General features: G+C 69.0%; 9 protein-coding genes and 2 tRNA genes. 8 read left to right on the top strand and 3 right to left on the bottom strand.

Features of this window, described 5'->3' with window-relative positions; genetic code table 11:
* The first annotated feature begins 248 nt into the window (after positions 1-248).
* The 5 genes from J7U37_RS16870 (at position 249) to J7U37_RS16850 (ending at position 2622) form a co-directional block, all read left to right on the top strand.
* Positions 249-641, top strand: a complete 393-nt coding sequence (locus J7U37_RS16870) for a TIGR02300 family protein (RefSeq protein WP_082503635.1) — start codon at positions 249-251, stop codon at positions 639-641.
* 172 nt (positions 642-813) lie between these two features.
* A tRNA-Ala gene (locus J7U37_RS16865) sits at positions 814-889 on the top strand.
* 315 nt (positions 890-1204) lie between these two features.
* Positions 1205-1280, top strand: a tRNA-Ala gene (locus tag J7U37_RS16860).
* A 164-nt stretch (positions 1281-1444) separates the two neighbouring features.
* A complete protein-coding gene (locus J7U37_RS16855) occupies positions 1445-2005 on the top strand; it encodes a hypothetical protein (RefSeq protein WP_247636449.1) in 561 nt (186 codons plus the stop codon).
* A gap of 188 nt (positions 2006-2193) precedes the next feature.
* Positions 2194-2622, top strand: coding sequence for a DUF2147 domain-containing protein (locus J7U37_RS16850; RefSeq protein ID WP_056186172.1), 429 nt, complete (start codon positions 2194-2196; stop codon positions 2620-2622).
* Positions 2623-2679: 57 nt separating this feature from the next.
* On the opposite strand, the gene alaS is transcribed toward J7U37_RS16850, so the two are convergent.
* Positions 2680-5343 carry an alanine--tRNA ligase gene (gene alaS / locus J7U37_RS16845; protein ID WP_247636448.1) on the bottom strand — a complete coding sequence of 888 codons (2664 nt, stop codon included), beginning with the start codon at positions 5341-5343 and terminating at the stop codon, positions 2680-2682.
* 214 nt (positions 5344-5557) lie between these two features.
* On the opposite strand from alaS, the gene J7U37_RS16840 reads away from it, so the two are divergent.
* The 3 genes from J7U37_RS16840 to J7U37_RS16830 all read left to right on the top strand — a co-directional run bounded on the left by J7U37_RS16840 (position 5558) and on the right by J7U37_RS16830 (position 7706).
* Positions 5558-5974, top strand: a complete 417-nt coding sequence (locus J7U37_RS16840; protein ID WP_056186178.1) for an MAPEG family protein — start codon at positions 5558-5560, stop codon at positions 5972-5974.
* Positions 5975-6078: 104 nt separating this feature from the next.
* Positions 6079-7368, top strand: coding sequence for a PQQ-dependent sugar dehydrogenase (locus J7U37_RS16835; RefSeq protein WP_056479684.1), 1290 nt, complete (start codon positions 6079-6081; stop codon positions 7366-7368).
* 2 nt (positions 7369-7370) lie between these two features.
* Positions 7371-7706 carry a cytochrome c gene (locus J7U37_RS16830; protein ID WP_056186184.1) on the top strand — a complete coding sequence of 112 codons (336 nt, stop codon included), beginning with the start codon at positions 7371-7373 and terminating at the stop codon, positions 7704-7706.
* A 359-nt stretch (positions 7707-8065) separates the two neighbouring features.
* On the opposite strand, the gene recA is transcribed toward J7U37_RS16830, so the two are convergent.
* Positions 8066-9157: a recombinase RecA gene (recA, locus tag J7U37_RS16825; RefSeq protein ID WP_056186188.1), complete on the bottom strand. Its 1092-nt coding sequence runs from the start codon at positions 9155-9157 to the stop codon at positions 8066-8068.
* A 142-nt stretch (positions 9158-9299) separates the two neighbouring features.
* Entirely contained in the window at positions 9300-11978 is a 2679-nt protein-coding gene (locus J7U37_RS16820) for a response regulator (protein ID WP_056186191.1), read from the bottom strand.
* Positions 11979-12031: the final 53 nt, after the last annotated feature.

Raw genomic sequence — 12031 nt, 5'->3', positions numbered from 1 at the left:
CTTTTCAGCTGGGCAGCGGCGCGCCGGCCTTCGCAGGCCTGCACGTCCTTTGTGACGCCGGTTAACACGCGGGGGTGCCGACGTCATCCGAGGCCTGCGGCGTGGCGATCCGGGGATCCGAAAACGCTCGGGAAAAGTTCACGGCCGCGCTCCGGCATGCCGCGGTGATCGAGCGGATTTGACAGGAGCGTCCCACGCGACTAACGGGGCCGCTCTCCCAAAAGATTGCACGTATTAGAGGTTCACCCGTGGCCAGACCGGAACTCGGCTTGAAGCGTCAATGCATGAGCTGCGGCGCCAAGTTCTATGACCTCGACAACGATCCGCCGACCTGCCCGAAATGCGGGACGATCTATCAGGTGGCGGCGGCCTCCGGCCGCGCCGCTCCCGCCCTGGCGGCCCGCGCCGCCGCGGTCCCGGCCGACGACGACGAGGATACGGACGCCGAGAAGGGTGGTCCGGAGATCGTCTCCCTGGATGAGGTCGAAGCGGCCGAGGACGATGCCGATACCACGACCGAGGACGTGGATGGCGACAGCAACGACGATGCCGACGACACCTTCCTGGAGGAAGAGGACACCGGCGACGACGACGTCGCGGACCTGATCGACAGCGACATCGAGAACGACGAGGAAAGCTGAGTCTCGTCCGACGACCGCCGAAGCCCCGCCGCGAAAAAAGTTTGCCGGCGGGGCACAAAGGGGGTTGAGGCGGCGGACAAGCCCCAGTACATCACCGCCATCGACGGCGGCCAACGCGGCCGCCGACGACGAAGACCACCCCGTGTGTTCCAGACGCCGGGGTGTTGAGAGTGGGGCCTTAGCTCAGCTGGGAGAGCGCTTCCATGGCATGGAAGAGGTCATCGGTTCGATCCCGTTAGGCTCCACCAATCTCGCCCGTCCCACCGGGCTGCTGAACGCCCCGATCATTCTTCCAACGCGCCGACATCCGATGGGTGGGTCGCCTTGATCTTTCCTGGCTGGTTGCGGGATCGCGCCTGTTCGCGTGAGCCGGCGCGACGCACCGGCTGCGCGGCGCATCACAACGGCACCGGACGATGACGCGGCAGGAAAGCGCCGCGGACGCGAAATAGGGGTTGAGGCGCGGCCCGACCGCCAGTATACACCGCCATCGCCGGCGCGGTTCAGACCCTGCCCGTGCGAACGACCACCCCGTGTGTTCCAGACGCCGGGGTGTTGAGAGTGGGGCCTTAGCTCAGCTGGGAGAGCGCTTCCATGGCATGGAAGAGGTCATCGGTTCGATCCCGTTAGGCTCCACCAAATCTTCCTTCTTCGACATGATGCTCTTCGTGATGGGTGCGCGCTTCGACATGGACGGGCGCCGTCCGGCTGCGTATGGCACAGCGCAGGGGCAGCACGGGTAAGGCGGGCGCGGTGGCCACGACACGGCGTTCTGTCATGGGATGGGACGTGGTTCGGTGTTCATGGCGACGTTCCCTCCTGGTGAAGCGGCCCCGGCCCGGTCCGCGTCGGCCGATCTGAAGGTTCTCTGCGACCGCCTGCTGGCCGGTCCGAGTGCCACCCGGGTTCTCGAGGACTGGTCCCGCGAACGCGGCCTCGCGCCCGCCTCCGGCCTCGTGGCCCACGCCGTCGCGGGCCCGGATCGCCCCGCGAGCCCCGCCATGCGCGCGCGCCTGAAGGTGCCGCCGGACGCCCTCGTGCGCTATCGCCGGGTGCGCCTCGCGTGCGGAGCGCTCGTCCTGTCGGAGGCCGACAACTGGTACGTTCCGGACCGGCTGACCCGCGACATGAACCGGATGCTGGAAACGAGCGAAGTGCCGTTCGGCCGCGTCGTCCACGCCCTGGCGCCTTCCCGGCAGACCCTCGCCCTGCGCCTCCTGCCGGGTGCCGGCAGGCCGGAATCGGTAGGCCCGGACGATCCCCTGTTTGCGATCGAGGCGCTCCTGCTTCGCCAGGATGGCTTGCCGCTGTGCGAGGTCGCGGAGATCTACGCGGGCGCCGTCCTGGGCCGGGCGTCGTCCTGAGCCGGGCGCTACCCTGAGCGAGGCGCTGTCCTGAGCCAGGCGCTGTCCTGAGCCAGGCGCTGTCCTGAGAAAGGGATGAGCCTTGGCCCCCATCGCTGGCGGTGTGGAACCGCAACGCTCTGGAAAGCCGGGATCGGGCACGCTATGGCCTTCGCCCCGATCACCTGGGGGGATGAGGGACATTCGATATGACGACCAGAGGGTGGATCTGGCAGCGCGCCGGTTGGGCGGCGGCCGTGACGCTGATGCTCGGCGGCACCGCGCTGGCGCAGCAGGGACGCGACCCGACCGGGCTCTGGCTCACGGAGACCGGCGGTTCGAAGGTGCGGATCAGCCGGTGCGGCAACGGCTATTGCGGCGTGCTGGCCAGCGTCTCCGGTCCGGGCCTCGACGCGCAGAACCCGGATCCGTCGCTGCGCTCCCGCAGCCTCGTCGGCGTGCAGATCATGAACACCCGGACGGCGGCGGGCAGCGGCTTCGAGGGAACGCTCTACAACCCGAAGGACGGCAAGACCTACGCCGGCACCATGACCATCAAGAGCCCGGACGTGATCGAGGTCTCGGGTTGCGTCATGAGCGTCTTCTGCAAGAGCCAGACCTGGAAACGCGCGAACTGAGCGCTCCCACCCGGTCGGCCCCGGCCCCCAGGCGCGAGGGGCCGGCGTCCGCTGCGATCAGGCCGTGAGCGCGGACCGGATCGCCGCGATGGCAGCTTCGGCACCGGCGCCCTCCGGGCCCCCGGCCTGGGCCATGTCGCGGCGTCCCCCGCCGCCCTTGCCGCCGAGATGCCCGGCGCCGGCCCGGACCAGGGCCACGGCGTCGTAGCGCTCCGTCAGGTCCGGGGTCACGCCGACCACGAGGCCGGCCTTGCCATCCGGAGCGACGCCCACGATGGCGACGATGCCGGAGCCCAGGCGGGTCTTGCCCTCGTCGGCGAGGCTCTTGAGGTCGCGCATCTCGACGCCCTCGACCACCCGCGCCATGACCTTCACGCCGCCGATCTCGACGATCCCGTCGTCGCCGGCGCTGCCGCCGCCGCCCATGGCGAGCTTTTTGCGGGCCTCGGTCAGATCGCGTTCGAGCCGCCGACGATCCTCGAGCAGCGCCGCGAGCCGATCCGGCACGTCGGTGGCCGACGCCTTGAGGAGGCCGGCGACCTGCGCCAGGGTCCGGCTCTCCTCGGCACGGTAGCGGCGCGCCGCCCCCGCCGTCAGGGCCTCGATGCGGCGGACGCCGGCGCCGACCGCGCTCTCGCCCACCACCGAGACCTGCCCGATGTCACCGGTGCGGCCCGCATGGGTGCCGCCGCAGAGTTCCACCGAGAATGCCTTGGTGCGTCCGCCCTCGCCGGCGATCGGCGCGCCCATCGAGACGACCCGCACCTCGTCGCCGTATTTCTCGCCGAACAGCGCGCGCGCACCGGATTCGATGGCCTCGTCCACCGCCATCAGCTTGGTCACCACGGGGGTGTTCTGCAACAGGACCGCGTTGGCGATGTCCTCGACGGCGCGGATCTCGGCCTCGTCCATCGGCTTCGGATGGCTGAAATCGAAGCGCAGGCGGTCGGCCGAAACCAGCGATCCCTTCTGGGCGACGTGATCGCCCAGGACCTGGCGCAGGGCCTCGTGCAGCAGGTGCGTGGCCGAGTGGTTGGCGCGGATGGCTCCCCGGCGCCCGTGGTCGACGGCCAGCTCCACGGGCTGGTTCGGCGACAGGCTGCCCGCGTCGACCGTGACGTGGTGGACGAACAGGTCGCCCAGCTTCTTCTCCGTTGCCGTCACCCGCGCCTTCAGGCCCGCGCCCGTGAGGGTGCCGGTGTCGCCGACCTGGCCGCCCGACTCGGCGTAGAACGGTGTCTGATTGACGAGGACGAGGCCGGTCTCGCCGGCCTTCAAGGTCTCGGTCTCGGCGCCGTCGCGCAGGAGGGCGGTGACGATGCCCTCGGCGCTCTCGGTCTCGTAGCCGAGGAATTCGGTCGCCCCGACGCGTTCCTTGAGGCCGTACCAGACCGTTTCGGTGGCGGCCTCGCCGGAGCCCGTCCAGGCGGCGCGCGCCGCCTTGCGCTGGCGCTCCATCGCCTGCCCGAAGGCGTCTGTGTCGACGCCGATGCCGCGCGCCTTCAGGGCATCCTGCGTCAGGTCGAGGGGGAAGCCGTAGGTGTCGTAGAGGGTGAAGGCGGTCTCGCCGGAGAGGTTCTGGCCGGCGCCGAGGGTCCGGCTCTCGGCATCGAGGATCGCCAGGCCGCGCTCCAGGGTGCGGCGGAACCGGGTTTCCTCCAGGCGCAGGGTCTCGCCGATCAGGCCCTCGGCGCGGGTGAGTTCGGGATAGGCCTGGCCCATCTCGCGCAGCAGCGTCGGCACCAGGCGGTACATCATCGGCTCACGCGAGCCGAGCAGCTCCGCATGGCGCATGGCGCGACGCATGATGCGGCGCAGGACGTAGCCGCGGCCCTCGTTGCCCGGCAGCACGCCATCCGCCACCAGGAAGGAGGCGGCGCGCAGGTGGTCGGCGATGACCCGGTAGGAAGCGACGGTGCCGGGCTCGGGCGGACGGCCGACGGCGTGGGCCACCGCATCGATGAGGGCCCGGAACAGATCGGTGTCGTAGTTGCTCTTCACGCCCTGGAGGATCGCCGCCATGCGCTCCAGGCCGAGGCCCGTGTCGATGGACGGGCGCGGCAGGGCGAGGCGGTTGCCCGGCTCGACCTGCTCGTACTGCATGAACACGAGGTTCCAGAACTCGAGGAAGCGGTCGCCGTCCTCGTCCGGCGAGCCGGGCGGGCCGCCCTTGAGGTCCGGACCCTGGTCGATGAAGATCTCCGAGCAGGGGCCGCACGGGCCGGTATCGCCCATCTGCCAGAAGTTGTCGGAGGTGCCGATCCGGATGATGCGGTCGTCCGAGAACCCGGCGATCTTGCGCCAGAGCCCGGCGGCCTCGTCGTCGTCGGCGTAGACCGTCACCAGGAGCCGGTCCTTGGACAGGCCGAACTCCCGGGTGATCAGGTTCCAGGCCAGCTCGATCGCCCGCGGCTTGAAGTAGTCGCCGAACGAGAAATTGCCGAGCATCTCGAAGAAGGTGTGGTGCCGGGCGGTGTAGCCGACATTGTCGAGGTCGTTGTGCTTGCCGCCGGCGCGGACGCATTTCTGGGCCGTCGTCGCGCGGTCGTAGGGGCGCTTCTCGATGTCGGTGAAGACGTTCTTGAACTGCACCATGCCGGCATTGGTGAACATCAGCGTCGGGTCGTTGCGCGGCACCAGCGACGAGGACGGCACCACTTCGTGGCCCTCTTTCGCGAAGTAGTCGAGGAAGGTCGACCGGATCTCGTTGACGCCGCTCATCGCATCACAACTCTGTCGTAGGGTGCCGCCGGCATGCCGACGCGCCGGAATGCTCCGGTGCGCGGGATGCTGCGCGCCGAACACCCCGTGTCCGGGGGCTCCGCCGCGCAGGCGCACTCATAAGGAGCGTTCCGGCGCAAGTCACGACCGGGTTTCGTTTTTGCCCAGGGCCGAGCTAGGAACACGTCTTCGCTGATCTCAGGGACATCGTTTTATGCCGGTCGAAATCCGCCTTCTCGCCTGGTCCTGCCTGCTCGGGCTGGTCCACATCATCGCCGCTTCCGCCAGCGGCGTGCAGCAGCGCGGCGGGCTCGCCTGGGCCTCCGGCAACCGCGAGGGCAAGACTCCCGAGGTGACGGGCGCGGCGAGCCGCCTCGAGAAGGCGTCGAAGAACTTCTTCGAGACCTTCCCGATCTTCGCCGCCCTGGTCCTCGCCTGCGTGGCGACCGGCCGCCACAACACCGCGGTGGTGCTCGGAGCGTATCTCTACTTCTTCGCCCGGCTGGTCTACCTGCCGGTCTACGGCTTCGGCATTCCGAAGGTCCGGTCCCTGATCTGGTTCGTCTCCATCATCGGCATCCTGTTCATCCTCTGGGGCCTGTTCATCAAGCTCCTGCCCTACACCCCCTAAGGCCGCCGCCGATCCGCAACTCGGACTCTTGCCGGCCCGTCTGCGAGGCTCATATCGTCGGGGCAACCGCCCCGACCATGCGGGCGGAGTTCGGGAGAACATCCATGCGAACGGTCCTCACCGCGACGCTGCTGGCCGGCTGTGCCGGGCTGGCGCTCTCCGCCGGCGCCCTGGCGCAGGGCGCTTCCTCGGCCGACACGAAAACCAAGGCCGACGCGCTGGAAAAGCTGACCGGCATGCAGAGCACGGGAACCGCGGAGGCGCCGGAAATTCCTCAGACCGGCCGGCGCGCCGACGCGCTGCGCCGGACCCTCTCCAAGATCAAGCTGCCCGAGGGCTTCAAGATCGACCTCTACGCCGTGGTGCCGGATGCACGCTCGATCGCGGTCGGCCCCAATGCCGGCGTGCTGTTCGTCGGCACCCGCAAGAGCAAGGTCTACACGGTCACCGACCGCGACAAGGACCGCGTCGCCGACGAGGTTCGGGCCTTCGCCCCGGGCATCGACTTCAAGATCCCCAACGGCGTCTGCTTCTCGAAGGACGGCGTCCTCACCATCGTCGAGCAGAACCGCGTGCTGTCGTTCCCGGCGGCGGAGTTCTTCTACGAGAGCCCGGACGTGGCGGCCGGCATCCTGGTCAAGCAGGGCGAGCTGATCCCGGCGTCCGAGGAGAGCTACAACCACACGGCCCGGATGTGCCGCGTCGGACCGGACGGCAAGACCTACATCTCGCTCGGTCAGCCCTACAACGTGCCGCCGGCCGCCAAGCGCGACCTCTACGCGCGGACGGGCATCGGCGGCATCATCCGCATGGAGGCGGACGGCAAGAACCGCGAGGTCTACGCCACCGGCATCCGCAACTCCGTCGGGATGGATTTCAACCCGGCCGACAAGGCCCTGTGGTTCACCGACAATCAGGTCGACGGCATGGGCGACGATACCCCGCCCGGTGAGCTGAACCGCATCGCCAAGGCGGGCGAGAATTTCGGCTTCCCGTGGTTCGGCGGCGGGCATGTCCGCACCGTCGAGTACAAGGACGAGACGCCGCCGACGGACGCGGTGTTTCCGCAGGCCGAACTGCCGCCGCACGCCGCCGATCTCGGCATGACCTTCTACACCGGCCGCCAGTTCCCGGATTCCTACAAGGGCGGCCTCTTCACCGCCGAGCACGGCTCCTGGAACCGGACCCAGCCGATCGGAGCCCGGATCATGTTCGTGCCGCTCGACAAGGACGGCAAGGCCGGGACGCCCAAGCCCTTCGCCGAGGGCTGGCTGACGGCGGACGGTGAATATCTCGGCCGTCCCGCCGACGTCGCTGTCCTGCTCGACGGCTCGCTCCTCGTCGCCGACGACACGGCGGGGGCGATCTACCGCATCTCGTACGAGGGCCAGTGACGATGGCCCGCCCCGGCCTAGGCGCGGCCCTGTTCGGCCTCCTCGCATCGGTCCTGCTCCCGGCGGCGGCGCAGGCGGGCGATGCCAAGGCCGGGCGCAAGGCCGCCATCGCCTGTCAGACCTGCCATGGCCTCGATGGGGTCTCGAAGCTGCCCGAGGCGCCGAATCTCTCGGGTCAGGTCGAGCCCTACCTGGTCAAGGCGCTGACGGAATATCGGGACGGTGTCCGGCGCAACGCGATCATGAACGTGGTCGCCAAGCCGCTCAGCGACACCGAGATCGCCGATCTGGCCGCCTATTATGCGGCGATCCAGGTCGACGTTCTTCCCCCCGGATAGGCCTTACGGGGTTCGATGGTGGCTTCATTCAGAGGGCTGGTTGCTGGCGAGCACGGGGTCTCTGTCCCGCACGGATATGGCATTCCCCCGTCTCAAAGGGCGTTGCAGGTGGGGGTGGTCGGCCGACCCGCGTGCTGCGAAGGCTGGCGGAGCCACCCCCACTTCGAACCTCCCCCTACAAGGGGGAGAGGGACGCCACTGCTTGCGAAAACGGTTGGGTGAACACCGTCGCCCATACGGGAGCGAGGGTCTTTTCCAACCGACCGGTCAGGTTTGAGAACGAGAAAGGCCGCCGGACGAAGTCCGGCGGCCTTTCGCTGATCCAGACGGCCTCCGCGGGAACGGCGGAGGCGTTGATCTCAGGCTTCGCCCTCGTCGAGGTCGTCCTCGGTCGGCTTGGCGTTTTCGAGGATCTTCTCGGCCACCAGTCCGGAATTCTGGCGGATCGAGGCTTCGATCTTGTTGGCGATCTCGGGGTTGTCGCGCAGGAACCCCTTCGAGTTCTCACGACCCTGGCCGAGGCGCTGGCTGGCATAGGAGAACCACGCGCCGGACTTCTCGACGATGCCCGCCTTGACCCCGAGGTCGATCAACTCGCCGACCTTCGAGACGCCCTCGCCGAACATGATGTCGAACTCGACCTGCTTGAAGGGCGGCGCGACCTTGTTCTTCACGACCTTGACGCGAACCTGGTTGCCGATCGCCTCGTCCCGATCCTTCAGGGTCGAGATCCGGCGGATGTCCAGGCGCACCGAGGCGTAGAACTTCAGGGCGTTGCCGCCCGTGGTGGTCTCGGGGCTGCCATACATCACGCCGATCTTCATGCGGATCTGGTTGATGAAGATGACCATGCATTTCGAACGCGAGATCGAGCCCGTGAGCTTGCGCAGGGCCTGGCTCATCAGACGGGCCTGAAGGCCGGGCTGCGAATCGCCCATCTCGCCCTCGATCTCGGCGCGCGGCGTCAGGGCCGCCACCGAATCGACCACCAGCACGTCGATGGCACCGGAGCGCACCAGCGTATCGGTGATCTCCAGGGCCTGCTCGCCGGTATCGGGCTGCGAGATCAGGAGATCGTCGAGCTGCACGCCGAGCTTGCGCGCATAGACCGGATCGAGGGCGTGCTCGGCATCGACGAAGGCGCAGACGCCGCCCTTCTTCTGAGCCTCCGCGATGGTGTGCAGGGCCAGGGTGGTCTTGCCGGAGGATTCCGGCCCGTAGATCTCGATGACGCGGCCGCGCGGCAATCCGCCGACGCCGAGCGCGATGTCCAACCCGATGGAGCCGGTGGAGACCACCTCCACTTCCTGGACCTTGTCGTTCTTGCCAAGGCGCATGATCGAGCCTTTGCCGAAGGCCCGCTCGATCTGCGACAGAGCGGCGTCGATCGCCTTTGCCTTGTCCTTATCCACCATCGGGGAATCCACAACTTTCAGCGCGGGCTGGGCCATTCGTCGGCATCCTTATGCATGGGGGAGGTGCAAGGCTCAATGCGCCCCGGTTGCCGATTATGTACCTGTTTTGTTCTCACGGAACAAGGGCGGCGATGCAGATTCCCGGGACTCCGGTCCAGGAATCTGCGTCGCCGCCGGCTCAGCGCGCGATGATCTCCTTCACCGTCTCGACGAGCTGCTTCAGGCTGAAGGGCTTGGGCAGGAAGTTGAAATCCTCGCCGTCGGGAAGGTTCTTGCGGAAGGCGTCCTCGGCATAGCCCGAGACGAAGATGACCTTGAGGTCGGGCGATTGCTTGCGCAGTTCGCGCAACAGGGTCGGCCCGTCCATCTCGGGCATCACCACGTCGGACACCACGAGGTCGATGGTCTCGGTGGTCTCGGCGATGATCCGCAGGGCATCGAGGCCGGAGGCGGCCTCCAGCACGGTGTAGCCCCGCGCCGACAGGGCACGGCTGTTGACCGCGCGCACCGGGTCCTCGTCCTCCACCAGCAGGATCACGCCCTGCCCGGTATGGTCCGGCGCGGGCTTGCGCGGCGCGGGCTTCTCGGCCTCGGCCCGGCTCGACGTCACCTTGAGTCGGTCGGCCGCGATGGCGGCGGTCGTCTGCGGGCTCGGGGGTGCCAGGGCGATCTCGGGCTCGGGCGCCGGCTCGGCGGCGGGCTCGTGGCGCGGGAAGGAGATGCGGAAGGCGGTCCCCTCCCCCACCGTGGAGCGCACGTCGATGGTGCCGCCGCTCTGTTTGACGATGCCGAACACGGTCGAGAGCCCGAGGCCGGTGCCCTTGCCGATCTCCTTGGTGGTGAAGAACGGCTCGAAGATCTTCTCCATGACGTCGGGCGGGATGCCCTGCCCGGTGTCGAGCACCTCGATCAGGACATGGTCGCCGGTCGGCATCCCGTCCCGGTTCTCCGTGGGGACGGCGTCGTGCGCGATGTTGGCGGTGCGGATGAGGAGGCGGCCGCCCTCCGGCATCGCGTCGCGGGCGTTGACCGCGAGGTTGACGATGACCTGCTCGAACTGATTGACGTCGGCCTTGATCGGCCAGATGTCCCGTCCGTGCTTGAGGTCGAGGTCGACCCGCTCGCCGAGCAGGCGCTTGAGCAGCAGGGTCAGGTCGGACAGCGCCTCGCCGACATTCATCACCTCCGGGCGCAGGGTCTGGCGCCGCGAGAAGGCGAGCAGCTGACGCACCAGGCTGGCGGCCCGGTTGGCGTTCTGCTTGATCTGCATGATGTCCTGGAAGGCCGGATCTGTCGGCCGGTGGCTCGCCAGCAGCAGGTCCGAGTAGCCGATGATGGCCTGGAGCACGTTGTTGAAATCATGCGCGATGCCGCCGGCGAGCTGGCCCACCGTGTCCATCTTCTGAGCCTGGGCCACCTGCTGCTCGAGCTGGCGCTGGGCCGTGGTGTCGAGGGCGTAGAGGATCACGCGCTCGCGGTCGCCCTGGTCGGCCTCGGCGCCGTCGCGGCCGACCGCGGCCGGTTCGCCACCCGCCGGGCTCAGCCACACCCGGGCCGAGCGGTTGCCCGGTCCCGACAGGGCGATCTCGATCGGCAGCACCTCGGCGAGGCCGGCGGCGGCCTTGCTCAGGGCCGCTTCGAGGGCCGCGCGATCGCGCTCGGCCACGGCCTCCCACATCGTCGGCTCGCCGTGCAGGTCGTTGCGTCCATCGGGCAGCGCCTGGCGCGGCACGCCGCCGAACAGCCGCGCGAACGAGGCGTTGGCCCGGGCGATGTGGCCGCTCTGGTCGAGGGTCGCGATGGCGATGGGGCTGTTGTTGAGGAAGCGGGCGAGGCGCACCTCGGCCACGCGCTGCGGCTCGTCGCTCTCGGCGCCGGCCGAGCGGTTGAGCACGAAGGTGCGGGACGGGCCCGGCCGCCCGTCCTGGCCGAACGCGACGCGATGGTACAGGCGCGTCGGCAGCGGATGGCCGTTGCGGCGGCGCAGATCGAGGTCGAAGCGATCGGTGCGGACCTCCCCGGGCAGGCCCTCGGAGGCGGTGAGGACATCGGCGCCGGGCGCGATCTCGGCGAGGCGGAGCCCGCCGGAGCCGACCGTGGCGAGATCGTAGCCGAGCCAGGCGGCCAGGGTCGCGTTCATGTAGACGATCGAACCGGCGGGATCGATCGACAGGAAGCCGGCGGGGGCGTGATCGAGGTAGTCGATTGCGTGCTGGAGTTCCTGGAAGACGTTCTCCTGGCGCTCGCGCTCGTGGGTGATGTCGCTGACGGTCCAGAGGGTGGCGGCCCGGCGCGGACGCTCGACCGGGCGCACGCTGATGCGGAACCACGCGAAGGCCCGCTCGGCGGCGCTGCCCGGTGGCGGCGCCATCCGGATCTCCTCGGCGTGCCCGAGGCCGTCGCGGGAGGCCTGGGCTAGGCGGTAGACGGCCTCCGACACCTCGGGCGAGCCGACGAAGACCCGCTCCACCGGCCGCAGGCTGGCGACGGTCTCGCCGCCCGCGAGGCGCAGGTAGGATTCGTTGGCGTAGATCAGGCGGCCGCCCTCCTCCACCACGATGGCGCCATCCGGCGCCGCATCGACGATCGCCTTGGTGATGTCGTCGCGGGTGGTCTGGCCGGCGAACTGGATCGCGCCGATCGCCAGGGCGAACAGGCAGAACACCCCCGCCATGGCGAGCAGCGCCAGCAGGCCGAGGATGAGCGGCTGGGCCTGGTCGCTGGCGACGAAGGACAGGCCGACCGCCGCGCCGACCAGCAAACCGGCGAGCACCAGCAGCAGCCCGACGCGCCCCGGCCGCTCGGAGCGATCGATCGCGTTCGACGCGGGCTTTCCGTGTCCGCTGAACTCAACCATCCGCCGCCGATCCACCCCTGAAGCCATTCCGGTTAGCGCCCTGCTTCCGTTCG

It is taken from the genome of Methylobacterium sp. 37f (assembly GCF_023093475.1).
In the GTDB taxonomy this organism is placed as follows: domain Bacteria; phylum Pseudomonadota; class Alphaproteobacteria; order Rhizobiales; family Beijerinckiaceae; genus Methylobacterium.
This window is presented reverse-complemented; position numbering and strand designations above follow the sequence as displayed.